At 58.4% G+C, this 21410-nt stretch carries 30 protein-coding genes and 1 pseudogene; 8 read left to right on the top strand and 23 right to left on the bottom strand.

Features of this window, described 5'->3' with window-relative positions:
- Nucleotides 1-538: 538 nt before the first annotated feature.
- Genes ptsP through VE934_RS09615 form a run of 5 tightly spaced genes read right to left on the bottom strand, consistent with a single transcriptional unit; the run spans nucleotide 539 to nucleotide 4821 of the window.
- Nucleotides 539-2296 carry a phosphoenolpyruvate--protein phosphotransferase gene (gene ptsP / locus VE934_RS09595; RefSeq protein WP_324886786.1) on the bottom strand — a complete coding sequence of 586 codons (1758 nt, stop codon included), beginning with the start codon at nucleotides 2294-2296 and terminating at the stop codon, nucleotides 539-541.
- Between the two features lie 4 nt (nucleotides 2297-2300).
- Nucleotides 2301-2570 carry an HPr family phosphocarrier protein gene (locus VE934_RS09600; protein ID WP_324886788.1) on the bottom strand — a complete coding sequence of 90 codons (270 nt, stop codon included), beginning with the start codon at nucleotides 2568-2570 and terminating at the stop codon, nucleotides 2301-2303.
- A complete protein-coding gene (locus VE934_RS09605) occupies nucleotides 2539-2982 on the bottom strand; it encodes a PTS fructose transporter subunit IIA (RefSeq protein WP_324886790.1) in 444 nt (147 codons plus the stop codon). The genes VE934_RS09600 and VE934_RS09605 overlap by 32 nt, the downstream gene beginning before the upstream one ends.
- Nucleotides 2983-2987: 5 nt before the next feature.
- On the bottom strand, nucleotides 2988-4265 hold the full coding sequence (locus VE934_RS09610; protein ID WP_324886792.1) for an MFS transporter: 1278 nt from the start codon (nucleotides 4263-4265) through the stop codon (nucleotides 2988-2990).
- A 10-nt stretch (nucleotides 4266-4275) separates the two neighbouring features.
- A complete protein-coding gene (locus VE934_RS09615) occupies nucleotides 4276-4821 on the bottom strand; it encodes a hypothetical protein (protein WP_324886794.1) in 546 nt (181 codons plus the stop codon).
- Between the two features lie 206 nt (nucleotides 4822-5027).
- Between VE934_RS09615 and cynS the strand changes: the two genes are divergently transcribed.
- Complete coding sequence (gene cynS / locus VE934_RS09620) at nucleotides 5028-5471, top strand: cyanase (protein ID WP_324886796.1); 444 nt, start codon at nucleotides 5028-5030, stop codon at nucleotides 5469-5471.
- Between the two features lie 54 nt (nucleotides 5472-5525).
- Here cynS and VE934_RS09625 read toward each other — a convergent pair whose 3' ends face one another.
- From VE934_RS09625 to VE934_RS09635, 3 genes are all read right to left on the bottom strand, one after another.
- Nucleotides 5526-5705 carry a hypothetical protein gene (locus tag VE934_RS09625; RefSeq protein ID WP_324886798.1) on the bottom strand — a complete coding sequence of 60 codons (180 nt, stop codon included), beginning with the start codon at nucleotides 5703-5705 and terminating at the stop codon, nucleotides 5526-5528.
- A 301-nt stretch (nucleotides 5706-6006) separates the two neighbouring features.
- Nucleotides 6007-7059 (bottom strand): hypothetical protein, encoded by a 1053-nt coding sequence (locus VE934_RS09630; RefSeq protein ID WP_324886800.1) that lies wholly within the window; start codon nucleotides 7057-7059, stop codon nucleotides 6007-6009.
- Nucleotides 7060-7147: 88 nt separating this feature from the next.
- Nucleotides 7148-7789, bottom strand: coding sequence for a hypothetical protein (locus VE934_RS09635; protein WP_324886802.1), 642 nt, complete (start codon nucleotides 7787-7789; stop codon nucleotides 7148-7150).
- A gap of 295 nt (nucleotides 7790-8084) precedes the next feature.
- On the opposite strand from VE934_RS09635, the gene VE934_RS09640 reads away from it, so the two are divergent.
- Genes VE934_RS09640 through VE934_RS09655 form a run of 4 tightly spaced genes read left to right on the top strand, consistent with a single transcriptional unit; the run spans nucleotide 8085 to nucleotide 10961 of the window.
- Nucleotides 8085-9320 carry a CaiB/BaiF CoA-transferase family protein gene (locus tag VE934_RS09640; RefSeq protein ID WP_324886804.1) on the top strand — a complete coding sequence of 412 codons (1236 nt, stop codon included), beginning with the start codon at nucleotides 8085-8087 and terminating at the stop codon, nucleotides 9318-9320.
- Nucleotides 9320-10054 (top strand): alpha/beta hydrolase family protein, encoded by a 735-nt coding sequence (locus tag VE934_RS09645; RefSeq protein WP_324886806.1) that lies wholly within the window; start codon nucleotides 9320-9322, stop codon nucleotides 10052-10054. The genes VE934_RS09640 and VE934_RS09645 overlap by 1 nt, the downstream gene beginning before the upstream one ends.
- Nucleotides 10051-10533: a hypothetical protein gene (locus tag VE934_RS09650; RefSeq protein ID WP_324886808.1), complete on the top strand. Its 483-nt coding sequence runs from the start codon at nucleotides 10051-10053 to the stop codon at nucleotides 10531-10533. Before VE934_RS09645 ends, VE934_RS09650 begins: the two co-directional genes overlap by 4 nt.
- 11 nt (nucleotides 10534-10544) lie before the next feature.
- Nucleotides 10545-10961, top strand: a complete 417-nt coding sequence (locus VE934_RS09655) for a DUF1801 domain-containing protein (protein WP_324886810.1) — start codon at nucleotides 10545-10547, stop codon at nucleotides 10959-10961.
- A gap of 431 nt (nucleotides 10962-11392) precedes the next feature.
- Here VE934_RS09655 and VE934_RS09660 read toward each other — a convergent pair whose 3' ends face one another.
- The gene (locus tag VE934_RS09660; RefSeq protein WP_324886812.1) at nucleotides 11393-12097 is read right to left on the bottom strand and encodes a DUF4197 domain-containing protein; all 705 of its coding nucleotides are present in this window, start codon (nucleotides 12095-12097) and stop codon (nucleotides 11393-11395) included.
- Nucleotides 12098-12149: 52 nt separating this feature from the next.
- On the opposite strand from VE934_RS09660, the gene VE934_RS09665 reads away from it, so the two are divergent.
- Complete coding sequence (locus VE934_RS09665; protein WP_324886814.1) at nucleotides 12150-12638, top strand: TlpA disulfide reductase family protein; 489 nt, start codon at nucleotides 12150-12152, stop codon at nucleotides 12636-12638.
- A gap of 152 nt (nucleotides 12639-12790) precedes the next feature.
- Here the strand turns inward: VE934_RS09665 and VE934_RS09670 are convergent, their stop codons facing one another.
- Nucleotides 12791-13243, bottom strand: coding sequence for a cytochrome c (locus tag VE934_RS09670; RefSeq protein ID WP_324886817.1), 453 nt, complete (start codon nucleotides 13241-13243; stop codon nucleotides 12791-12793).
- A gap of 229 nt (nucleotides 13244-13472) precedes the next feature.
- Here VE934_RS09670 and VE934_RS09675 point away from each other — a divergent pair, with 229 nt between their 5' ends.
- Nucleotides 13473-14153: a cytochrome b/b6 domain-containing protein gene (locus VE934_RS09675; protein WP_324886819.1), complete on the top strand. Its 681-nt coding sequence runs from the start codon at nucleotides 13473-13475 to the stop codon at nucleotides 14151-14153.
- 69 nt (nucleotides 14154-14222) lie between these two features.
- Nucleotides 14223-14720 carry a GNAT family N-acetyltransferase gene (locus tag VE934_RS09680; RefSeq protein WP_324886822.1) on the top strand — a complete coding sequence of 166 codons (498 nt, stop codon included), beginning with the start codon at nucleotides 14223-14225 and terminating at the stop codon, nucleotides 14718-14720.
- A 165-nt stretch (nucleotides 14721-14885) separates the two neighbouring features.
- Here the strand turns inward: VE934_RS09680 and VE934_RS09685 are convergent, their stop codons facing one another.
- The 13 genes and pseudogenes from VE934_RS09685 to tuf form a co-directional block, all read right to left on the bottom strand.
- Entirely contained in the window at nucleotides 14886-15392 is a 507-nt protein-coding gene (locus VE934_RS09685; RefSeq protein WP_324886824.1) for a peroxiredoxin, read from the bottom strand.
- A gap of 167 nt (nucleotides 15393-15559) precedes the next feature.
- Entirely contained in the window at nucleotides 15560-15829 is a 270-nt protein-coding gene (gene rpsQ, locus VE934_RS09690; protein ID WP_324886825.1) for a 30S ribosomal protein S17, read from the bottom strand.
- Complete coding sequence (rpmC, locus tag VE934_RS09695; RefSeq protein ID WP_324886827.1) at nucleotides 15829-16032, bottom strand: 50S ribosomal protein L29; 204 nt, start codon at nucleotides 16030-16032, stop codon at nucleotides 15829-15831. Before rpmC ends, rpsQ begins: the two co-directional genes overlap by 1 nt.
- 11 nt (nucleotides 16033-16043) lie before the next feature.
- Nucleotides 16044-16460 (bottom strand): 50S ribosomal protein L16, encoded by a 417-nt coding sequence (gene rplP, locus VE934_RS09700; protein ID WP_324886829.1) that lies wholly within the window; start codon nucleotides 16458-16460, stop codon nucleotides 16044-16046.
- A 24-nt stretch (nucleotides 16461-16484) separates the two neighbouring features.
- Nucleotides 16485-17405, bottom strand: coding sequence for a 30S ribosomal protein S3 (gene rpsC, locus VE934_RS09705; RefSeq protein WP_324886831.1), 921 nt, complete (start codon nucleotides 17403-17405; stop codon nucleotides 16485-16487).
- A 12-nt stretch (nucleotides 17406-17417) separates the two neighbouring features.
- The gene (rplV, locus tag VE934_RS09710) at nucleotides 17418-17747 is read right to left on the bottom strand and encodes a 50S ribosomal protein L22 (protein ID WP_007866508.1); all 330 of its coding nucleotides are present in this window, start codon (nucleotides 17745-17747) and stop codon (nucleotides 17418-17420) included.
- A gap of 9 nt (nucleotides 17748-17756) precedes the next feature.
- Complete coding sequence (gene rpsS / locus VE934_RS09715) at nucleotides 17757-18035, bottom strand: 30S ribosomal protein S19 (RefSeq protein ID WP_077593713.1); 279 nt, start codon at nucleotides 18033-18035, stop codon at nucleotides 17757-17759.
- A 9-nt stretch (nucleotides 18036-18044) separates the two neighbouring features.
- Nucleotides 18045-18869: a 50S ribosomal protein L2 gene (rplB, locus tag VE934_RS09720; RefSeq protein WP_324886836.1), complete on the bottom strand. Its 825-nt coding sequence runs from the start codon at nucleotides 18867-18869 to the stop codon at nucleotides 18045-18047.
- Nucleotides 18869-19204 (bottom strand): 50S ribosomal protein L23, encoded by a 336-nt coding sequence (rplW, locus tag VE934_RS09725; RefSeq protein ID WP_324886838.1) that lies wholly within the window; start codon nucleotides 19202-19204, stop codon nucleotides 18869-18871. Before rplW ends, rplB begins: the two co-directional genes overlap by 1 nt.
- On the bottom strand, nucleotides 19201-19821 hold the full coding sequence (rplD, locus tag VE934_RS09730) for a 50S ribosomal protein L4 (RefSeq protein ID WP_324886840.1): 621 nt from the start codon (nucleotides 19819-19821) through the stop codon (nucleotides 19201-19203). The genes rplW and rplD overlap by 4 nt, the downstream gene beginning before the upstream one ends.
- A complete protein-coding gene (gene rplC / locus VE934_RS09735) occupies nucleotides 19821-20501 on the bottom strand; it encodes a 50S ribosomal protein L3 (protein WP_324886842.1) in 681 nt (226 codons plus the stop codon). The genes rplD and rplC overlap by 1 nt, the downstream gene beginning before the upstream one ends.
- A gap of 205 nt (nucleotides 20502-20706) precedes the next feature.
- A complete protein-coding gene (gene rpsJ, locus VE934_RS09740; RefSeq protein WP_007838118.1) occupies nucleotides 20707-21021 on the bottom strand; it encodes a 30S ribosomal protein S10 in 315 nt (104 codons plus the stop codon).
- A 25-nt stretch (nucleotides 21022-21046) separates the two neighbouring features.
- A pseudogene (gene tuf, locus VE934_RS09745) lies at nucleotides 21047-21410 on the bottom strand (elongation factor Tu); the annotation flags it as partial.

Genomic DNA, 21410 nt, shown 5'->3' on the forward strand with positions numbered 1-21410 from the left:
TCGCCAAAGAAAAGTACCCAAAAGAAAGGCGACCCGATGGTCCGGGTCCCTCCGCTTCGCTACGGGCAACCTGTGGTGCTCGGTAAAAGCGGGGTCTCGCAGAACTCGCCTTCGGCTCAAACAGCTGCGAGCCCTGATCCGCTTTGACCTGCGCTCCTCGGCCCGGCCCGACGGGCTTTGGGAAGATAAGACGAACTCGGGAAGGCAAGTTTGTGTCAGACCCCGTCTGAACCGAACACCGCCGGTTGCCCGCAGCATCGCTGCGGAACGCAGACAGCAGGGTCGCCTTTTCTTTGGTGACTTTCTTTTGGAGACGCAAAAGAAAGTTACTTGCCGCCGGGCAACCCCCGGCTAGCAGGCACGCTACAAACGTACCAAACAAAGATGGCTTCGACAAGGCCCATCCCGAACGGAGGGGCGGTAGGAAGCCAGCATGGATCCCGGATAAAGTCCGGGATGACAGAACCGAAGCTCAGTCGCGAGTCACAAGAAAATAAGCATCTCGCCCAGTAACCGCGGGCATAGTTAGCTATTCAATCTATAGCAAAGCCGCAGGCTCATCACTCAGCAACACCTCTTGCGCCCAGCGCGCAAGCTTGCCCGCGTCCGCTCGCAACACCTGCTGCTTCACCGCCAGAATCTGCGATGGATGCATGGAGAAACTGCGCAGCCCCAGACCAAGCAATAAGCGCGTCATCGCCACGTCCCCTGCCATCTCCCCGCAGACACTGACCCCTTTGCCCTGCGCGTTGCACTCTGCAATCGTGTCGGCAATCAGGCGCAGCACAGCCGGGTGGCAAGGGTCATACAGGTGCGCCACTGCTTCATCGGCTCTATCAATCGCCAGCGTGTACTGAATCAGGTCGTTGGTGCCGATGGACAGAAAATCAAAGTACTTGAGAAAGAGTTTCAGCGTCAGTGCCGCGGCCGGAATCTCGATCATCGCACCCAGTTGAACCGGCCCGTAGGCAATGCCCTTGTTGTCCAGCTCGGCGCGCGCATGGTCAATCAGTGACAGCGTCTGCCGGATCTCGCTCACATGGCTCAGCATGGGCACCAGCAGGTTGACCTGGCCATGTGCCGCAGCGCGCAGGATGGCGCGCAGTTGGGTCAAAAACATCGGCGGGTCGGCCAGGCTCCAGCGAATGGCGCGCAGGCCCAGCGCCGGATTAAGTTGCCCGTCTTGCGTGCGGCCGGCCAGTTTGTCCAGCGGTTTGTCAGAGCCAATGTCCACCGTGCGAATCGTCACGGGCAAGCCCTGCATGCCCTCCACGGCCTTGCGGTAGGCAAGGTATTGCTCCTGCTCGTCCGGCAATCTGCCGGCGCGACCCATGAACAAAAACTCACTCCTGAACAAACCCACGCCAACTGCGCCCACATTCACGGCATTTGCCGTGTCATCGGGCATTTCGATGTTGGCCAACAGCTCAATCTTCTGCCCATCAAGGGTGAGCGACGGTGTATGTTTGAGCCGATTCAGGCGCTGCCGCTCCAGCTCGCCCTGGCGCTGCTTGAAACCGTACTCGGCCAGGATGATCGGCGACGGGTCGACGATCAGCACACCCGCATCGCCATCGATGATGACCCAGTCGTCCTGCTCGATCAGCTGGCTGGCGCTGCGCGCGCCCACCACCGCGGGGATGTCCAGGCTGCGCGCAACAATGGCCGTGTGCGAGGTGCGTCCGCCAACGTCGGTGGCAAAACCGACAAACAGGCTTTGCTTGAACTGCAGCATGTCGGCTGGCGAAATGTCGTGCGCCACCAGCACCAGCGGCACATCCATGGTGTCATCCAGCAGCAGATCCTGCTGGCGCGCCTGACGGTTGGCCTGTGCCACCGGCAGCACCGGCGAGGCCACGCCTTTCATGAAAGCCAGAATCCGCTCAACCACCTGCTCAAGATCGGCCTTGCGCTCACGCAGGTACTCGTCCTCCATGTCGTCAAACTGGCGCGCAATGATTTCAAACTGCGTGGTCAGCGCCCACTCGGCGTTGTACAGCCGGTCAGTGATCCAGTGCTTGACGCCGTTGCTGAGCTGCTCGTCAGCCAGCAACATCAGGTGCACATCCAGCAAGGCAGACAACTCGTGCGGAACATCTTTGGGCAACTCGCGCTGCACGCGCGTGATTTCTTCAGCTACCGCATCGCGCGCCACGCGCACCCGCTGAATTTCAGCTTCGATCTTGTCGGCACCAATGAAGTAATGGGCCACATCGGCCCGGCTCGACGCCACCAACACAGCACGGCCAATGGCGATGCCACGTGAGACTGCCAGGCCGTGGACCGAAAAAGTCATCTAGCTACTCGCCTTCGCCGAATTTGTCATGAATGAGAGCAAGCAAGGCATCCATCGCCTTCTGCTCATCCGGCCCGTCGGTCTCCAGCACCACCGTACTGCCTATGCCTGCGGCGAGCATCATCACGCCCATGATGCTTTTGGCGTTGACGCGTCGCTCGCCTTTGGCGATCCACACTTCACACGCAAAGCTGCCGGCCAGTTTGGTGAGTTTTGCCGAGGCCCTGGCGTGCAGGCCAAGCTTATTGCTGATGTTCGTGCTGTTCTTGATCATTGGGTCTGCGTATCTGGTTCTGCGGTGCGGTGATGGCCACCTGCATCACGCCCTGCGTGCCGCCTGTCACTGCGCGTGACACCAGGGCGTCCAGGGTTTCGTGTCGATAGGATACCGTGCGCAGCAGCATGGGCAGGTTGACGCCGGTGATCAGCTTGGAGTGAACACCGTCAACCAGCTTTTGCGCCACGTTGCACGGGGTGGCGCCAAACACATCAGCCAACACCAGCACATGCGAGGTACCCAGCTGCCCATAGATGATGCGGGCCTGGGCCAGGGTTTCCTCGGGCGGCATGTTGGGCTGCACGTCCAGCGCGGCCAGGCTGTCCGGGTTGTCGGGAAACACATGCAGGACACATTGGCGCAGGGCCGAAGCCAGTGGCGCGTGGGCGATGATGAGAATGCCGTTCATTGCCATCAATTATCGGGGGTGGGGTCGGTTTTCACGCTGAGGAAGTAGCCATACGATGCGAGGCAACAACACAAAAACACCCCCAGCGCCGCCTGAAAACTTGCCACTTCGGACAGGCCCAGCGCCTTGAAGGCATCAATGGCCAGGCCTATGCCCCACTGGGAAACAAACACGCCCGCAAAAATGGCGAGGTTGTAGGCCGAGAGCGCACGCCCCGCCAGCGCTGGCGGAAAAGCCATGCCCACCGCGGGCTGGGCCAGCCCCATCACGCTGGAGGCCATACAAAACAGGGCCCAGCCAACCCAACCGGTGTTTGACCCGCCAAAGATATTTACCAGCAGCACCAGCATGCTGACTGGCACACCCCAGGTAATCAGGCGATTGGCACTCCAGCCGTGCTGCGCCAACCAGGGGTTGGCCAGACCCCAAGCCCAAAAGGTCACCAGCATGGCGGCATTGATCCAGAACAATCCGGTCGCGGCCTCCAGCGCTGTGTAACCTGCAACCTTGACCATCCATGGGCCCGCCCACAGCGTCTGGATGGCAATCACCCCGCCATAGTTGATAAAGGCCAGCGGCGTCATCTTGCGGAAATAGCGGTCACGCCAAACCTGCGCATAACTTCCCGGCTTGGGCGCGGAGCCATCTGCGCCTGGCACTGGTGCAGCAACCGTCCAGCGGGGTACGGTCCAGGCAATCAGCGCCATCGCCACCAAAATCAGCACGGCCAGAATCCAGAACAGCGGGCGCCATCCGGTCAGCGGCATCAGCCACTGCACGGGCAGGGTCGAGGCCAGCATGCCGAGTGAACCTGTCATCAGCATCCATGAGTTGGCGCGCAGCAAAGTGCCGGCGTCAAACCAGCGGCGATAGCCGGTCAGCGGCGCCATCAGGCAGGCGCTGACACCCATGCCCAGCAACACGCGGGCGATCAACAGCCAGGTAAAACTGGTCGCCGCTGAAAAAGCCAGACACGCCACCACCGCCAGCGTCAGAAAACACAGAATCACCCGCTTCGGCCCATAACGGTCCAGCCAGGTGCCCAGCGGCAATTGCGTGGCCGCAAAGCCCAGAAAGTAACCACCGGCCAGCAACCCCAGGTCTCGCGCATGTAATGAAAACTCTTGCGTCAGCACGGGTGACAACGTCGCCGTGATGGCGCGTACCAGCGTCGAGCAAAAGTAGGCCGCCGCAAAAGCCAGAAACACAAAGATGGCGGCGCGGCGGCTCAGCAGGCCGAGCGATGCCGCGGACGAATCGGGAGAAGTCGAGGTGTTGGCCATGGACGGAGCGTCAACGGCCCGGGGCGGGTTCAGCCTCAAACCGCAGGCTGGAGAAAAAAGTCTCGCTCACTTCGGGTGCAATCTTGTCGGCATAAATCACCGCCTGAAAAACCTGCCGGCCATGCGCAAAATGCGCTGCCCGGCTCTGCACTGCACGGCCATCGGCGCGCTGCCCGGTCAGTGCCACCAGCACCGGCGGTGGCTGCTGTGCGGCGCCCGGTATTTTCAGTGCGGCGGCCGGGGCAGAGCCGGTCCCCTTCATGTTTGCCAATGTCGCGGCCTGCCACCCGGCCATCACAGCAGCTATCTGGCTGGGGTCGGCAACCGTCGCCACCGCAACGGCAAAGGTTGCGCCGCCAGCATCGCAGCCCAGCATGGCCAGCTCGGTCGTCTGCCCGCCCAGCGGCACGCTGCGTGTGGCCTGGTCTGGCTTGCAAGGCATCAGTGCGGCCAGAGCCGTGTCCGCTGGCCGCGCGTCGCGCCAGTTAAAGGTTGGACTGCAGGCCAGGAGAAGACTCAGGCAACTGGCTGTCAGAAATAGCGTCAAGCGGGTCATGGAGGACTTGGGTGCGGGGGCGCTGGCGGGCCTCGGGAAGGGGCGAAGACCACTGACTTTACAGCGATTGCGACGCACGCACTGTTTTAGGGCCTCGGCCAACGCTAACGCTCGAGCCATGGGGCCGGGCACGATGTTTGCTCGACCACCTCAGGCACCAGAACGCGCAAGCGCCACGGACTCATTTCACACACGGAGAACAAAGCATGAACCGTAACGACGTCACCGAAAAAATCATCACCGTCAAAGTCAGCAAAGGCATCACTTGGGAGTCTGTCGCCAGGAAGGTTGGTCTGAGCAAAGAGTGGGTTACCGCCGCCTGCCTGGGCCAGATGACGCTGGATGAAAAGCAAGCCAAGGTTGTCGGCAAGATTTTTGGCCTGAACGCCGAAGAACAAAAGTGGCTGCAGGTTGTGCCCTACAAAGGCTCACTGCCCACACCGGTGCCGACCGACCCGCTGATCTACCGCTGGTACGAAATCGTCAGCGTGTATGGAACAACCATCAAGGAACTGATCCACGAAGAGTTTGGCGACGGCATCATGAGCGCGATTGATTTCTCAATGGACATCGTGCGCCAGCCAGACCCGAAAGGTGACCGTGTGAATGTGGTGTTGTCAGGCAAGTTTTTGCCGTACAAGACCTATTGATGGCGGTGGCAAGGGAATCGCGTGACACCCTTGCACCCCGCCGAGACCTGGGGCCTAGAGACCTTTAACGCGGCATGCAAGCAGCAACAGGCCAAAACCAATAATCCACGACCACATCGCAATGTGTGCGCCCAACTGGACGACGCCAAACTGCGCGAGTAGCGCGACAACAAACAGAACCAGAGAAATCACCCACACGACGAAGGTAGGTGCTTTGCCAGAAAAATTGCTCATGATGTATTCCTTGTTGGTTTGAACTGAAGCAATAGGATTGTGGGACTGGCAGCCTGGCGGTTTTAGCGAAAGGCGCAACGCCTTACACCTTCACAGGGCGCCCGGCTACGTCGCAGAGTGGCCAATGCGCGCCTTCTGGGTGTCCGGCCTAGACGCCGGCTCGGTGCGCACCCTTTCAACCCGTTCATTGAGGCTGGTGGCGACTGGATTTCACTGCTACCTAACGTCGTTGCTAAGGAGGCCGGTAAAAAGAGGCGGAGCGATGCGGTGGACCGCCGGCGACGTCTGTGGTGAACGGCTGCTAAGTCGCATCCCCATCGGGCCGCTCCATCTCCCGAAGTGCATAGGCGAAATCCAGTTCATATCTGTTGTTCGTGACCATCCATTGAAATGTTCCCACCAACGCAGCCAAAGCGATTTCCCCGCTCCGGCGCAGCTCATCTTGGAACTTTTCGTACTTATCCGCTCCACTGAACTGCGAAAATCGCACTGGGAGGTCAACGTCACCATGAATGAGGCGCGACCGAAAGTCGTAAACCGCACCAAAGAGCTTTTTGTTCTCGAGCCTAGGCCCGAGGATAACCTCGCTCTTTCCAAGAAGTTGCTCCTTGAGACCAACATTGCCTCTCGCGAAGAGGGCCTCCAATCCCAGGAGAACCCAAAAAAGATCAATGGAGCTAGAGCTCGATAGTGTTTCTGTCGTGAGGTGGCTTAGCGCGGCAAGGGCACGGCCCAGCCTTCCGATTCCTACGCCATCGACAATGGATTGTGAGCCCCTAAGCCATTGCCAAGTCTCATAGATAGAAAGACTGGTCAGGCGGGGCCAGCCAGTTTCGCTAGAGGCCTGTACCGCTCCGAAGAGAGTTTCAGCGTAGAACGGATACGTCGTTCCAACTTGCTCCCCATTTACGAATGCAAAGCCCTCAATCGCCGAGATGGAACCAGGTCGTGCGATGTTGACCGCCAATAGCAACAAGCCTAACTCGTGCTCAAGGTTGGATGCAACGCTCTGAAAACAAACCTGCTCCTTGCTCGACTCACTGAATTTTCCATCCGACCACTGACTGGATGTACGCAATCGCTCTACGCACGCGGTACCGTCAATGACTACGTTAAGCAGTGAAAATGTCCGAAGCATATGCGAATCTGTCCAGCGACCCTGCAGGAGAGGCTCGTCGCTTGGACTGTCGAGAACGCTCAAGGTCAGTTCTGCTCCTGCAAGCTCAGGATCAGTGCTAATGAGGCTAGGCATGTCTGCCAATTCATGCAAAGACGCTATGTGGAGCTCGCATTGCTTAGGCTCCAGTGACAAAGGCGCCATAAGTGGTACCGCGAGGTGGACACGAATCGTCATTGATGCGACCTAACGTCGACGTAACCGCAGAGTTGCAGAAGAAACGTGCGCGGCTCCGAAACGCCGAGGGTCCGTCTCGTAAGACATGCTAGCCATCAATCACCTCATGGACCCAAACACCTTTTTGGCGCTTCGACAAATGCAGCGGTGCATCAAATAAGACGGCGAGCGGTTTCGCAACTTCGGCGATGCGAGCGGAGTTCATCGACTTCGCGTTCAATGAGAACGTCTTCACGTAAAACGAGGTCCAGAAGGCAACGGCGTGATCGAATCGGATTTCGGTAGCTGATGCGGCAATCGAGATGAGCTCCTTGTTTTTGCCTCCGACGACTTCAGCGAAAAGTTCGTTTCCAGCGCTGCACGCCGATACAAACAGTCGTCTGTCCTTGAGTTTTCCCTTAAAGATTTCCGCAAATTCTTCGTAAGTCACAGAATCGAGCGTCGTTTCCAAGGCGCCGTCTCCTCCATGACACGAGATGTGGAGATAGCGATATCCGGACGCCTCGAACTCCTCAGCAATGTATGCCAACTCCGCCTTGGTACGAATGTAGTAATAAAGAGGGTTCTTACCGCACATCTTTAAGACAGACGCGAGCACCGCACCCTCGCGCCTCTCCTTATTCTCATCAACGAGTTCGAGGGACTCGATGATGAAGACTTCTGCGACTGTGTCAGCCTTGCTCTTCCTCGGTGTTGGCTTTTGTGGTTCGAAAAGATCGGCGAGGCGCATGTCATTCCTTATTGCTAACGTCACGATGCCGAAAAACCTCCGGTATAACCCGGCGGCTGCGGTAGAACTTAGACACGTAACCCTCTGAAAAAGAGCGCCAACATTGACTCTTTAGAAATTGGGCCAAGGCCATACAAATATTGGTGAAGTCACAATCCTCCGACAACTGCCAACGAATTTTAAGTCTCTGTCCTATTTAGCTCGTCCTCTAATTGCAGGAGATGGTGGCTTTTAACGCCACCAACCGTGCTCATCGTGCCGACACTTGCCATCCCCACAAGGCAAAATAACAGGCATGAACTCCCTAGACGGCATCCGCATCCTCGACCTGTCCCGCGTGCTCGCGGGCCCCTGGTGTACCCAGACATTGGCGGACCTGGGGGCTGACGTGATCAAGATCGAGCGTCCGGGCACCGGCGACGACACGCGCACCTGGGGGCCGCCGTTTCTGCAGGACAGTGCGGGGGCTGACACGACGGAGGCCGCTTATTACCTGGGTACCAACCGCAACAAGCGTTCGCTCACCTGCGACATCTCGCAGCCGGCGGGGCAGGCGCTGATTCGTGAGCTGGTCAAACACTGCGAGGTGTTTGTAGAGAACTTCAAGGTCGGTGACATGGCGCGGTACGGGCTGGACTATGCGTCGCTGAAAGTGCTCAACCCCAAGCTGGTTTACTGCTCTGTCACCGGCTTTGGCCAGACTGGGCCGTATGCCGAGCGAGCGGGTTATGACTACGCCATTCAGGGCATGGGCGGGCTGATGAGTGTGACGGGGGAGCGTGACGACATCGGCGGTGGCCCGCAGAAGGTGGGCGTGGCGGTGTCTGACCTGATGACTGGGATGTACGCCACGGTGGGCATACTCGCCGCGCTGCGCCATGCCGAAAAAACCGGAGAGGGCCAGCAGGTTGACATGGCGCTGCTGGACACACAGGTGGCGATGCTGGCAAACCTGGGCGCCAACTATCTGGTCAGCGGCAAGGTGCCAGTGCGTGCGGGCAATGCGCACCAAAACATCGTGCCTTACCAGGTATTTGAAGTGGCGCTCGGCGCTGATGGAAACAAGGATCACTTGATACTTGCCGTGGGCAACGACAGCCAGTACGCCAAGTTTTGTGCTGTGGCAGGTCGGCCCGAGCTGGCCAGCGACCCGCAGTACGCCAGAAACCGGGACCGCGTGCACAACCGCGCGGTGCTGGTGCCGATGCTTGAAGCCATCATGCGCACGCGCAGCAAGGCCGACTGGCTGGCCGCGCTGGAAGCGGCCAAGGTGCCGTGCGGCGCCATTAACAACATTGCTGAAGTGTTTGCGGACCCGCAGGTGCAGCAGCGCGGCATGGTGACCGAGTGGCAGCACACCGTTAAAAGCGACCTTCGCCTGGTGTCCAGCCCCATGAAGCTGAGCGCCACGCCGGTGCGCACTGACCTGCCGCCGCCCCTGCTGGGCGAGCACACCCAAGATGTGCTGCGCGAGGTGTTGAACTACTCCGATGCGCAGCTGTCTGAACTGAAGCAGCAAGGAGTGATTTGATGGCTAATTTTGTTTTGGTCCATGGCGCGTGGCACGGCGGCTGGTGCTGGCAACGCGTCACCACCGCCCTGCAGCAGCAGGGCCACCGGGCGTTTGCCGTCACGTTGACAGGCCTGGGCGAGCGGGCGCACTTGCTCTCGCCCGCCATCACGCTGGACACGCACATTGACGATGTGATGAATCTGATCGAGGCGGAAGAGCTGCAGGACGTGATTCTTGCTGTGCACTCTTATGCAGGCATGATTGGCACCGCAGTTGCAGACCGAATGGGTAAAGCGCGCATTAAACACCTGGTGTACGTCGATGCAGTGATCCCCAAACCCGGCGAAAGCTGGAGCAGCACGCAGGCTAGCGTCACGCAGCAGCAGCGCATGGCGGCGGCGCAGGCCTCGCCCAACTTCAGTTTTCCGTCGCCAGACCCGGAAGTGTTTGGCCTAAAGGACGCCGACCACGCCTGGGTCAAGCGCCGGCAAACGCCGCACCCTGGCAATACGTATCAGGCGCCGCTGTCGTTTGATGTGCAGCGCGTGGCGGCGATTGCCCGCACCTTTGTTAATTGCACACAACCAGCACTAGCCACCATAGAGCCCAGCCGGCTGCGCGCCAAAGACCCGAAGTTTTGGGACGGCGCGTGGTTGCCCAACTCCAAAATCGTTGAGATCAAAACCGGCCACGACCCGATGATCAGCGAGCCCGCTGCCTTGACCCAAATCTTGCTGAACTGCGTCGCATGACTCTGCTGGCCCGCCGCCGCTTTAGCGCCGCGCTGGCTGGCGGGTTGCTACTGCCTTCGTTGACGCGGGCCGCAGACACGGCCCTGCCGGTGCCGGCGTCTTTGCCGGGCGCAGCGCAAACCGCTGCCGCCAAAAAAGAACCGCTGGTGCTTTTGATCAGCCTGCCCGGCTGCCCTTATTGCGAGCTGGTTCGGCGCAACTACCTGCTACCCGCACAGCGCACGGGCAGCCTGCATGCCTGGCAGCTCAACATCAGCGACCGAACCACGCCCCTGGTCGGCTTTGACGGCAAGCTAACGACGGCCGCGGCGCAAGTGGCCGAATGGAAGGCGGGCTTTACGCCCACGGTGCTGTTTCTGGGCGCGGCCGGGCAAGACCTGGCCGAGCGGCTGGTGGGCTTGGCCTCGCTGGACTTTTATGGCGCGTATTTTGAAGAGCGGGTGGCGACTGCGCGCAGGGCGCTAGCCCGCCCTGCATAACTGGCATTGCCGTGACAGCCTTTGAAGACCCCGCTGTTGAGGCCCTGTTCAGTGCCTGCTCGCCCAAGCTCAAGAAACGCCTGCTTGCGCTGCGCGAAATGATTTTCGAAGTGGCCTCAGCCACACCGGGCGTCGGCACGCTTGAAGAAACCCTGAAGTGGGGCGAGCCGGCTTACTTGACTACCGCCTCCAAAAGCGGAAGCACCATCCGCATCGCCCGCAAGGCGCGCAGCAACACGCAGTACGCCATGTACTTCAGCTGCCAGACCACGCTGGTTGATACCTTCAGAACGCTCTTTCCGAGAGAGTTCAGTTACGAAGGCAACCGCGCCATTGTTTTTGATGTGGGCGACAAGATACCTGCGGATGCTCTGAGGTTTTGTATCGGCATGGCGTTGACTTATCACCGGAGCAAAGTGCGGGCTTGAGTTGACTCTTTGGCCGGTCTTGTCATCCCGGGCTTTGACCCGGGATCCATGCGGCGCAGGCCTAAGGCAGTAGTTTGTGTGACATGGATCCCGGATCGAGGTCCGGGATGACAGCCTCCTTCATGGCGCACTTGACGCAATCCGCGGCATCCTGAACCAACACCGCATTTGCCTGCATGGATGCCGGATCAGTTCCGGTATGGCAGTCCCTCCTCGCTTGTCATCCCGGGCTTTGACCCGGGGTCCATGCGGCGCAGGCCTAAGGCAGTAGTTTGTGTAACATGGATCCCCCCGGATCGGGGTCCGGGGCAGACTCATCGAGTCCGGGAGACAGCCCTTGTGGGAGCAGTGGAGCGTCTGGCTGAGAACAAAATCGGCCCTTTGCCCAACAACCACGGGTGCCGACAGCTATTAAATATATAGCAATACCGTCACTTCATTGATCCAAACACGCGGCGCAAGATGGCGCTGCCCGTACCTATCGGGTCCTGGCGGATCTTCTTTTCTTCTTCGCCGATGATGAGATACAAGCCGTCGAGCGACTTGGCGGTGACGTACTGCTGTATGTTGGCGTCTTCTTTTTTGACCAGGCCAAAACCGGAGGCCTTTTCAGCCACCTTGTTGTATTTGGTGGCCAGGCCAACTTTCTCGGTGGCTTTGGTGACCACGGGCAAGAATTGTGCGCTCAGGGGGCTGCGGGTTTTGTCGGCAAAGAAGTTGGTGACGGACGTTTCGCCGCCTTGCAGGATGTTTTTGGCGTCGGTGACGTTCATGTTGCGCACGGCGTTCACCAGCAGGGTTTTGCCCATGGGTACGGCTGCCTCGGCGGCGCGGTTGATGGACACCAGCAGCTCGTCAAGGCGCTTGCTCTGGCCCAGCGTTTTCAGCAGTTTTGATGCGTCTTCCAGGTAGCCGGGCAATGGAATGCGAACTTTGTCGTTGCCCAGGAATCCATCAGTTTTCCCCAACAAGGCCACTGCAGCCAACGCACCTTTTTCCAGCGCGGTCTTGAGCCCGTTGCTGGCCTCCTGGTTGGTCAGATCGCCCAGCGACAGCGCATGGGCGTGTTGGTAAGTGGTCATGATCAGCAAGCCCAGTGCGCTGATACCGGCCTGGTTAAAATTGCGGCGTTGCATGATGGGGTCCTTCACGATGGTTTCAGTTTCAAACGCGGTAGGCCGAATGGTAATGGCTTCGATATGGTCTGTGGTGGCTCTGGCCGCACTGACCGGCGTGGCAGGCTGCAGTGGAACGGCACAGTCTGCACCTGAATCCACTTTTGTGCTGCTGGACGGCAGTAAAAAAACAGCAGCTGACCTGAAAGGCAAGGTCACGCTGGTCAACTTCTGGGCCACCAGCTGCGTCACCTGCGTGGCCGAAATGCCCAAGCTCATCTCCACCTATGACAAATACAAAGGGCAAGGCTATGACACCGTAGCTGTGGCCATGAGCTACGACCCACCCAGCTACGTGGTCAACTTCACCGAAACACGCAAGCTGCCCTTCAAGGTTGCCATCGACAACACGGGAGCCGTTGCCAAAGCCTGGGGCGATGTGCAGCTAACGCCAACCACTTACCTGGTGAACAAGCGCGGAGAGATCGTCAAGCGCTTTGTGGGCGAGCCCGACTTTGCGGACTTGCACAAGTTGATTGAAAAGCTGCTCGCTGAAACCTGACCCGTTTCGCGCCCCAACAAAAAAGCCGGTTCGAAAGAACCGGCTTTTTTGTTCCCCTTCAAGCAGGGGCCGCGATCCGGCTTTGCCGGGCGCAAGGCGCCTGTCCCCCTGAGGGGGAGAGGAAGCTACACGAAGTGAGCTTCAACAGGGGGCTACTCCTTGCGATAAGCGTCGTGGCAAGCCTTGCAAGTACCAGCGGTAGCGGCAAACGCAGTTTTGAGGTTGTCGAGGTTGCCGGTTTTGGCAGCTGCTGCAAGCTTGGTGCTTTCGGCAACCAGCTTGTCGCTGTGCTCTTTGAACTTGGCCTGCTCGGTCCAGATCTCGGGTTTGGCTTTGGTGTTGCCTTTGTCGCTGCCTGCCATGAAGCCGGCCCACGGCAGTTTGGCCATGTCAGCGACGATGTCAGCATTTTCTGCGGCTACCTTGGCATCAAACGGGACACGGCCATTGGCCATGGCACCGACGCGGCCGAAGTGAGCAGCCATCACGGTGAGCGCGCTCTGGCGGTATTTGATGGCGTCTTCAGGTTTGGCAAACTGGGCAGCGGCAGGCGCAGCCATGGTGAACATGGTTGCAGCGACGGCAAGACAGGCTAGTGCTTTCATTTTCTTCCTCGTGGTTTTTGAGATGTTGTGGCGAGTGGCAGCACTTCCCGATAGACTGCCACTCAACTGGAGCCCTCCCCGAGGCCATAAGTTCCTGCGGAACTTATGGCGCTAGGGTAAGCACCAAGAAAAAGCGGCTCAGTCCGGATGCAGCCGGCGCAAACATACCATGGCCTCATGACCCGCCAACGACACGGGCGCGACAACAACAATTACGAGGAGCAAGCACTTGAATCCACACATCAACAAGGTACGCGTCTGGGATTTGCCCACTCGCCTGTTTCATTGGGCACTGGTGGCCTGCGTCATCGGTCTGGCAATCAGCGGCACGATAGGCGGCAATGCGATGGTCTGGCATTTCCGCTTTGGTTATTGCGTGCTGACGCTTTTGCTGTTTCGAATCATCTGGGGCCTGGTGGGCGGGCGCTGGTCCCGGTTTTCGGCGTTTATCTATTCGCCGCGGAGCGTGCTGGCCTACCTCAAAGGCGTTGGCAAACCAGAACACTCGGTTGGCCACAGCCCTATTGGCGCGGGCTCGGTCTTTGCCATGCTGGGTTTTCTGCTGGCTCAAGTGGGCACCGGTTTGCTCAGCGACGATGAAATTGCTTTCGCCGGACCGTTGACAAGTTTTGTATCCAACGCCACGGTCAACCTCGCCACGAACTATCACAAGAACATTGGCAAGTGGGTGATTCTTGCGCTGGTGGTGCTGCACATCGCGGCCATTGTTTTTTACCTTTGGCGCAAACACAACCTCGTCAACGCCATGCTTCATGGCGACAAGGAACTGGTGTCGGCGGTGCCGTCTTCCCGGGATGACGCCGCATCGCGGGCTGGCGCCCTGGTGGTGCTGGGCGCTTGCGCAGCGGCGGTGTATTGGATCAGCAGCCTGGCAGCGCCCGCTTTTTAAAGAGGGGTTACCGGCACATACAGCAGAGTCCTGAAAAGCCGGTACACTTATTTTTGACCTGCCCGCCCCATGTCTGTCTCCACGCCCACCCTCCAGTTCATCACCCCTACAACGCCAGAACAATTGGCGGCTACGCGTCTGATTTTTCAGGAATATGCGCAGCAACTGGGGGTAGACCTGTGCTTCCAGAATTTTGATGAGGAGCTGGCTAACCTTCCCGGGGCCTATGCAGCGCCTCAAGGCTGCCTGTTACTGGCCACGGTGAATGACGTGATTGCCGGCTGCGGCGCCATGCGTCCGCTGGACACGGTGGACTATCCAGACGCCTGCGAGATGAAAAGGCTCTATGTTCGATCCGGCTTTCGCCGCTCCGGACTGGGCCGGCAAATGGCGGAGGCCATTCTGGATGCGGCGCGGGTTGCGGGTTACAGAAGCGTGCTGCTGGACACCCTCAGCGACATGGAAGCGGCGCGCGCACTGTATGAGGATCTGGGCTTCGAAAGCATCCCACCCTACTATCACAACCCGATAGCCGGCGCTCACTACCTTAAAGCGGATTTGGATTAAAAAGCGGCCTTTGCCTAGGTATTGCGGGTATTGTTTGCTACTCTATTGATAGCAAACAAGGTTTTGCCAAACAGCAGGCAAACAAACAGACAAACAAAAGCCGCTGGTCTTGCGAACAGCGGCTTTTTTGTTGACGCCTGAAATCAAGACTCAGTTAGCGCCAACTTAAGCTTTGGCTTGCGCCAACAGCGTGGTCGCATCGCTGACTTCAAATTTGCCGGGGCCTTCAATGTTTAGTGTCGCGACCTTGCCGTCTTTCACCAGCATGGAGTAGCGGTTGCTGCGCACGCCCATGCCCTTGGCGGTCAGGTCCAATGTCAGGCCGGTGGCGTTGGCGAAGGCGGCGCTGCCGTCGGCCAGCATGCGGACCTTGCTGCCAGTCTTCTGGTCACGCGCCCAGGCGCCCATAACGAAGGCGTCGTTGACGCTGACGCACCAGATCTCATCCACACCTGCCGCCTGAAGCTCCGAGAACTTCTCGACATAACCCGGCACATGTTTGGCCGAGCAGGTTGGCGTGAATGCGCCGGGCAAAGCGAACAAGGCAATCGTTTTGCCGGCGGTGGCCTTGGTCACATCGACCGGGTTGGGACCAATGCTGCAGCCATTGCCTTCAACTTCTGAAAACTCCATCAGTGTTGCTGCGGGAAGGGTGTCGCCTACTTTGATCATGTGTGCTCCTTTATGTGTGCGGTTAGGGGTCGGTGTGCTCAATCGCTGAGGCGTCTGAAAACACCATTTTCATGGATGGGCCGAAGCCTTTAAAACTGCGGGTCAAAACAAAAACGGCCCACATAGTGAGCCGTTTTTTGAGGTGACCTGAGGTCAAGCCGAAAGGCTTAAACCACTGCCGCCTTTTCAACCAGACGGGTCACAACCCAGTTCTTGGTTTTGGAGATAGGACGGCTTTCGGTGATCTCAATCATGTCGCCGGTTTTGTACTCGCCTTTTTCATCATGCGCGTGGTACTTGCTGGACAGCGACACGATCTTGCCGTACAGCTCGTGCTTGACGCGACGCTCAACCAGAACCGTGACGGTTTTGGCCCGCTTGTCGCTGACAACGCGGCCAATCAAGGTGCGCTTGAGGGATTTTTTAGGTTCCGTCATTATTTGGCTCCCTTGACGATGGTTTCGGCCAAAATGGTTTTGGCGCGAGCGATGTCACGGCGTGCAGAACGCAGCGTGGCGGTGTTGGTGAGTTGTTGCGTGGCTTTTTGCATGCGCAGGCCAAAGTGGGCTTTTTGCAGCTCTTTGACTTCGGTTTGCAGGCCGGCAACGTCTTTTTTGCGCAGTTCGGTAGATTTGGTCATGGTCATATCCCTTACTGGCCAATCATGCGGCTGACGAAGGTGGTGCGCAGCGGCAGCTTGGCAGATGCCAGGCGGAACGCTTCGCGGGCCAACTCTTCAGGCACACCGACGATTTCAAAGACGATTTTGCCGGGCTGGATTTCAGCCACGTAGTACTCTGGATTACCTTTACCGTTACCCATACGCACTTCAGCAGGCTTTTGGGAAATCGGCTTGTCCGGGAAGACACGGATCCAGATGCGGCCGCCACGTTTGACGTGACGGGAAATCGCACGACGTGCGGCTTCAATTTGGCGAGCTGTCAAACGGCCACGGTCAGTTGACTTCAGACCGAAATCACCAAACGCTACCGAGTTGCCTCGGGTAGCGATGCCGGTGTTGCGGCCTTTTTGCTCTTTGCGATATTTTCTGCGAGCGGGTTGCAGCATTTTTATTCTCCGTTATTAGACCGATTACTCGGTCTTGGCACCGTCAGCTGCTGCAGCTGGCGCGGCTTTACGGACGCGCTTAACGGTGGTTTTCGGGGCTTCGCTACCAGGGGTAGCTTCGGCCGGCTTGTCGCTGCCATCGGCAGGGGCTACGTTGGTTGCGCCTGGGGCGGCACGTGCAGGAGCACGCGCACCACGGGGAGCAGGACGGTCAGACCCTGGACGATCGCCCGGACGTGCATCACGACGCGGACCGCGTGGCTTGCGCTCTTCGTCAGAAGGAGCAGCATCCAGTTTGGCACCAGGTGAATCACCACGGCCCAGCGTATCGCCTTTGTAGACCCAGACCTTGACGCCGATCACACCGTAGGTGGTCTTGGCTTCAGAGGTGCCGTAGTCGATGTCGGCGCGCAATGTGTGGAGGGGCACGCGGCCTTCGCGGTACCACTCGCAACGAGCGATCTCGATACCGTTCAGACGGCCAGACGACATGATCTTGATGCCCAGGGCACCCAGACGCATGGCGTTTTGCATGGCGCGCTTCATCGCACGGCGGAACATGATGCGTTTTTCAAGCTGCTGGGTGATGCTGTCAGCGATGAGCTTGGCATCAATTTCAGGCTTGCGAACTTCTTCAATGTTCACGGCGACCGGCACGCCCAGCTGGCGGCTCAGTTCTTTCTTGAGGTTCTCAATGTCCTCGCCTTTTTTGCCGATCACAACGCCCGGACGTGCCGAGAAAATCGTGATGCGGGCATTCTTGGCTGGGCGCTCGATCAGAACGCGCGAAACTGCGGCGTTCTTGAGCTTGGCCTTGAGGTACTCGCGAACCTTGATGTCTTCTGCCAGCATGCCGGCGAAGTCCTTGTTGCTGGCGTACCAACGGCTGGACCAGTTGCGGCTGATGGCAAGGCGGAACCCGGTTGGGTTGATTTTTTGTCCCATATCCTGCTGCCCTTAGTTGCCAACCACAACGTACACATGGCACGTTGGTTTGCTGATGCTGTTGCCGCGGCCTTTGGCGCGCGCGGAGAAACGCTTGAGCGTGGCGCCCTGCTCGACGTAGATGGTTTTCACCTTCAGCTCGTCGATATCGGCACCATCGTTGTGTTCAGCGTTGGCGATAGCGGACTCAACCACCTTCTTGATGATTCCAGCAGCTTTTTTCTGCGTGAAGTTCAGGATGTTGAGAGCTTGATCCACTTTTTTGCCGCGGATCAAATCAGCGACCAGACGGCCTTTGTCGACCGACAGACGAACGCCCCGGAGGGTTGCACGTGTTTCCATGGTCTTTCCTTACTTTCTCACAACTTTTTTATCAGCCGGATGACCTTTGAAAGTCCGGGTGAGTGCGAACTCGCCCAGCTTATGGCCAACCATTTGATCGGTGATGTAGACCGGTACGTGCTGCTTGCCGTTGTGCACGGCGATGGTCAGGCCGATGAACTCGGGCAGGATCATGGAGCGGCGCGACCAGGTCTTGATCGGCTTTTTGTCTTTGTTGGTAACGGCTTTATCAGCCTTGGCTACCAAATGCTGGTCGACAAAGGGACCTTTTTTGAGTGAACGTGTCATGGCTTAACCTTACTTCTTGCGACGCGAAACAATCATCACTTGCGTGCGTTTGTTGTTGCGGGTGCGGTAGCCTTTGGTCAGGTTACCCCATGGATCGACAGGATGGCGACCCTCGCCGGTCTTGCCTTCACCACCACCGTGTGGGTGGTCGACCGGGTTCATCACCACACCGCGAACGGTTGGGCGGATACCCATCCAGCGCTTGACACCAGCCTTGCCGAGACGGCGCAGGCTGTGCTCTTCGTTGGCAACCTCGCCAATCGTGGCGCGGCATTCAACGTGGATCTTGCGAACCTCACCAGAGCGCATGCGCACCTGGGCGTAGATGCCTTCACGAGCCAGCAGCGTCGCAGAGGTACCAGCCGAACGTGCAATTTGCGCGCCCTTGCCGATTTGCATCTCGATGCAGTGAATCGTCGAGCCGACAGGAATGTTGCGGATAGGCAGGGTGTTGCCAACGCGGATCGGGGCTTCAGCACCGCTGATCAGCGTAGCGCCAACTTCAAGGCCGCGGGGGGCAATGATGTAAGCGCGCTCGCCGTCGGCGTAGCAGATCAGCGCAATGTGGGCCGTGCGGTTGGGGTCGTACTCAATACGTTCGACCTTGGCCGGAATGGCGTCCTTGTTGCGCTTGAAGTCCACCACGCGATAGTGGTGCTTGTGACCGCCGCCTTTGTGGCGAACAGTGATGTGCCCGTTGTTGTTACGGCCAGACTTCTGGAATTGTGGCTCCAGCAGTGGCGCGTAAGGATCACCCTTGTGCAGGTGATCCCGGGAGATCTTCACCATGCCGCGCATACCCGGCGAGGTGGGTTTCATTTTAATGACAGCCATTACGCAGACTCCCCACCGATGTTCAGCTCTTGACCGGGCTTCAGCGTCACATAGGCTTTGCGAATGTTGTCGCGACGGCCAGTGGATTTGCCAAAACGCTTGGTTTTGCCTTTTTGGTTGAGTACAGACACGGCCTTGACGTCTACCTTGAACATCAATTCCACAGCGGCCTTGATTTCAGGTTTGGTAGCGTCTTGCAGCACCTTGAAGAGCACGGCGTTGGATTTGTCCGCGACCATGGTTGCCTTTTCAGACACGATGGGGGCGACCAGAACCTGCATCAGGCGGCCTTCGTCAAACTTTGGTTTGGCGGCGTATGTTGTAGGGGCGTTCATGCGAACATCTCCTTGAGTTTGTCCATCGCAGCCTTGGTGACCAGGACTTTCTTGAAGTGAACCAGTGACACCGGATCGGCGTAACGGGGCTCAACCACCAGAATGTTGGTCAGGTTGCGGGAGGCCAGGTACAGGTTTTCGTCAACTTCGTCAGCGATCACCAGCACCGATTTGAGGTTCATGGCCTTGAACTTGTCGGCCAGGACTTTCGTCTTGGGCGAGTCCACGGTCATCGAATCAACCACAGCCAGACGGCCTTCACGGGCCAGCTGGGAGAAGATGGAGGCCATACCGGCGCGGTACATCTTCTTGTTGATTTTCTGCGTGAAGTTTTCGTCAGGCATGTTCGGGAAAATACGACCGCCTCCGCGCCACAGCGGGGAAGATGTCATACCGGCGCGAGCGCGGCCAGTACCCTTTTGCTTGAACGGCTTTTTCGTCGAGTGCCTGACCTGCTCACGGTCTTTTTGTGCACGCGTACCCTGGCGGGCGTTGGCCTGGAAGGCCACGACCACCTGGTGAATCAGGCTTTCGTTGTATTCGCGACCAAACACGGTATCAGGCACGTCCACTTTGGACGAAGCCAGACCCTGGTCATTCAGGAGTTCGACCTGCATCAGTTCGCTCCTTTGGCAGCGGTTGGTTTGGCCTTGATGGCAGCGCGAACCGTCACAAAACCACCTTTGGAACCAGGCACGGCGCCGCGGATCATCAGCAGTTGACGAGCTTCGTCAATGCGCACGATGTCGAGGTTTTGCGTGGTTTTGGTGACATCACCGAGGTGACCCGTCATGCGTTTACCAGGAAACACACGGCCAGGATCCTGCGCCATACCGATGGAGCCGGGCACGTTGTGCGAACGGCTGTTACCGTGCGACGCGCGCTGCGAGCTCATCTTGTGACGCTTGATGGTGCCGGCGTAGCCTTTACCGATAGAAGTGCCCTGCACGTCCACCTTTTGGCCAACAGCAAAAATGTCCGCAGCGGGCACAACGGCGCCAGCAGCGTATTTGCCTGCGACGTCAGCTGTCACGCGGAATTCTTTAAGGATTTCACCGGCTTCAACGCCTGCTTTCGCAAGGTGGCCAGCGGCTGGCTTGGTGATACGCGACGCTTTGCGCGCACCAAATGCCACTTGAAGGGCATCGTAGCCGTCGTTTGCTTGGGTTTTCACCTGGGTCACGCGGTTGTTAGACACATCTACCACTGTGACAGGAACGGTATCCCCATCATCAGTGAACAGACGCATCATGCCCACCTTGCGGCCCAGCAACCCGAGGGAGTTGCTTAGACTCATGCTTTTCTTTCGTAACTTCTACCGCTGCGACTTCAATTGGCCGCAGACGTTTTTGTGTAGAAGACAGTTAATAAAACCGCCCTGACTTCGCTTGCGCAAGTTCAGGACAGCCCAAGAGTATAGCGCGGACCTGCCATTTTGGCAACTCCGCGCTGAATCCCGGTTTTTTTGGGGTCCGGCTTTCGCCAAAACCCCGATTTCTTGCTTACTGCAGCTTGATTTCGACGTCCACACCGGCGGGCAGATCGAGCTTCATCAACGCGTCAACGGTTTTGTCCGTTGGGTCAACGATGTCCATCAGACGCTGGTGCGTACGGATTTCCAGCTGGTCGCGGCTCGTCTTGTTGACGTGGGGCGAACGCAGGATGTCAAAACGCTTCATGCGGGTTGGCAGGGGCACGGGACCCTTGACAATCGCGCCGGTACGCTTGGCAGTGTCAACAATTTCAGCTGCCGACTGATCGATCAGCTTGTAGTCAAACGCTTTGAGGCGGATGCGGATTTTTTGCTTGGTGGCCATGGTAATTCCTTAAATGACTGCGGAATTACGCAAGAATCTTGGCCACAACACCCGCGCCGACGGTTTTGCCGCCCTCACGGATGGCGAAACGCAGACCCTCTTCCATCGCGATCGGGTTGATCAGCTTGACGGTGATCGACACGTTGTCGCCTGGCATCACCATCTCTTTGCCTTCTGGCAACTCGATCGCACCAGTCACGTCCGTTGTACGGAAGTAGAACTGGGGGCGGTAGTTGTTGAAGAATGGGGTGTGACGGCCGCCTTCGTCTTTTGACAGAACGTAGATCTCGCCGGTGAAGTGGGTGTGCGGCTTGATCGAACCTGGCTTGCACAGAACTTGACCACGCTGGACGTCTTCACGCTTGGTGCCGCGCAAGAGGATACCGACG

Source organism: Polaromonas sp. (genome assembly GCF_035638815.1).
Lineage (GTDB): Bacteria > Pseudomonadota > Gammaproteobacteria > Burkholderiales > Burkholderiaceae_C > Polaromonas.

What these genes read in the sequence shown, in the direction of transcription:
- ptsP (WP_324886786.1), bottom strand. Translation starts at nt 2,296, where the DNA reads ATGACTTTTTCGGTCCACGGCCTGGCAGTCTCACGTGGCATCGCCATT.
- VE934_RS09600 (WP_324886788.1), bottom strand. Translation starts at nt 2,570, where the DNA reads ATGATCAAGAACAGCACGAACATCAGCAATAAGCTTGGCCTGCACGCC.
- VE934_RS09605 (WP_324886790.1), bottom strand. Translation starts at nt 2,982, where the DNA reads ATGAACGGCATTCTCATCATCGCCCACGCGCCACTGGCTTCGGCCCTG.
- VE934_RS09610 (WP_324886792.1), bottom strand. Translation starts at nt 4,265, where the DNA reads ATGGCCAACACCTCGACTTCTCCCGATTCGTCCGCGGCATCGCTCGGC.
- VE934_RS09615 (WP_324886794.1), bottom strand. Translation starts at nt 4,821, where the DNA reads ATGACCCGCTTGACGCTATTTCTGACAGCCAGTTGCCTGAGTCTTCTC.
- cynS (WP_324886796.1), top strand. Translation starts at nt 5,028, where the DNA reads ATGAACCGTAACGACGTCACCGAAAAAATCATCACCGTCAAAGTCAGC.
- VE934_RS09625 (WP_324886798.1), bottom strand. Translation starts at nt 5,705, where the DNA reads ATGAGCAATTTTTCTGGCAAAGCACCTACCTTCGTCGTGTGGGTGATT.
- VE934_RS09630 (WP_324886800.1), bottom strand. Translation starts at nt 7,059, where the DNA reads ATGACGATTCGTGTCCACCTCGCGGTACCACTTATGGCGCCTTTGTCA.
- VE934_RS09635 (WP_324886802.1), bottom strand. Translation starts at nt 7,789, where the DNA reads ATGCGCCTCGCCGATCTTTTCGAACCACAAAAGCCAACACCGAGGAAG.
- VE934_RS09640 (WP_324886804.1), top strand. Translation starts at nt 8,085, where the DNA reads ATGAACTCCCTAGACGGCATCCGCATCCTCGACCTGTCCCGCGTGCTC.
- VE934_RS09645 (WP_324886806.1), top strand. Translation starts at nt 9,320, where the DNA reads ATGGCTAATTTTGTTTTGGTCCATGGCGCGTGGCACGGCGGCTGGTGC.
- VE934_RS09650 (WP_324886808.1), top strand. Translation starts at nt 10,051, where the DNA reads ATGACTCTGCTGGCCCGCCGCCGCTTTAGCGCCGCGCTGGCTGGCGGG.
- VE934_RS09660 (WP_324886812.1), bottom strand. Translation starts at nt 12,097, where the DNA reads ATGCAACGCCGCAATTTTAACCAGGCCGGTATCAGCGCACTGGGCTTG.
- VE934_RS09665 (WP_324886814.1), top strand. Translation starts at nt 12,150, where the DNA reads ATGGCTTCGATATGGTCTGTGGTGGCTCTGGCCGCACTGACCGGCGTG.
- VE934_RS09670 (WP_324886817.1), bottom strand. Translation starts at nt 13,243, where the DNA reads ATGAAAGCACTAGCCTGTCTTGCCGTCGCTGCAACCATGTTCACCATG.
- VE934_RS09680 (WP_324886822.1), top strand. Translation starts at nt 14,223, where the DNA reads ATGTCTGTCTCCACGCCCACCCTCCAGTTCATCACCCCTACAACGCCA.
- VE934_RS09685 (WP_324886824.1), bottom strand. Translation starts at nt 15,392, where the DNA reads ATGATCAAAGTAGGCGACACCCTTCCCGCAGCAACACTGATGGAGTTT.
- rpsQ (WP_324886825.1), bottom strand. Translation starts at nt 15,829, where the DNA reads ATGACGGAACCTAAAAAATCCCTCAAGCGCACCTTGATTGGCCGCGTT.
- rpmC (WP_324886827.1), bottom strand. Translation starts at nt 16,032, where the DNA reads ATGACCAAATCTACCGAACTGCGCAAAAAAGACGTTGCCGGCCTGCAA.
- rplP (WP_324886829.1), bottom strand. Translation starts at nt 16,460, where the DNA reads ATGCTGCAACCCGCTCGCAGAAAATATCGCAAAGAGCAAAAAGGCCGC.
- rpsC (WP_324886831.1), bottom strand. Translation starts at nt 17,405, where the DNA reads ATGGGACAAAAAATCAACCCAACCGGGTTCCGCCTTGCCATCAGCCGC.
- rplV (WP_007866508.1), bottom strand. Translation starts at nt 17,747, where the DNA reads ATGGAAACACGTGCAACCCTCCGGGGCGTTCGTCTGTCGGTCGACAAA.
- rpsS (WP_077593713.1), bottom strand. Translation starts at nt 18,035, where the DNA reads ATGACACGTTCACTCAAAAAAGGTCCCTTTGTCGACCAGCATTTGGTA.
- rplB (WP_324886836.1), bottom strand. Translation starts at nt 18,869, where the DNA reads ATGGCTGTCATTAAAATGAAACCCACCTCGCCGGGTATGCGCGGCATG.
- rplW (WP_324886838.1), bottom strand. Translation starts at nt 19,204, where the DNA reads ATGAACGCCCCTACAACATACGCCGCCAAACCAAAGTTTGACGAAGGC.
- rplD (WP_324886840.1), bottom strand. Translation starts at nt 19,821, where the DNA reads ATGCAGGTCGAACTCCTGAATGACCAGGGTCTGGCTTCGTCCAAAGTG.
- rplC (WP_324886842.1), bottom strand. Translation starts at nt 20,501, where the DNA reads ATGAGTCTAAGCAACTCCCTCGGGTTGCTGGGCCGCAAGGTGGGCATG.
- rpsJ (WP_007838118.1), bottom strand. Translation starts at nt 21,021, where the DNA reads ATGGCCACCAAGCAAAAAATCCGCATCCGCCTCAAAGCGTTTGACTAC.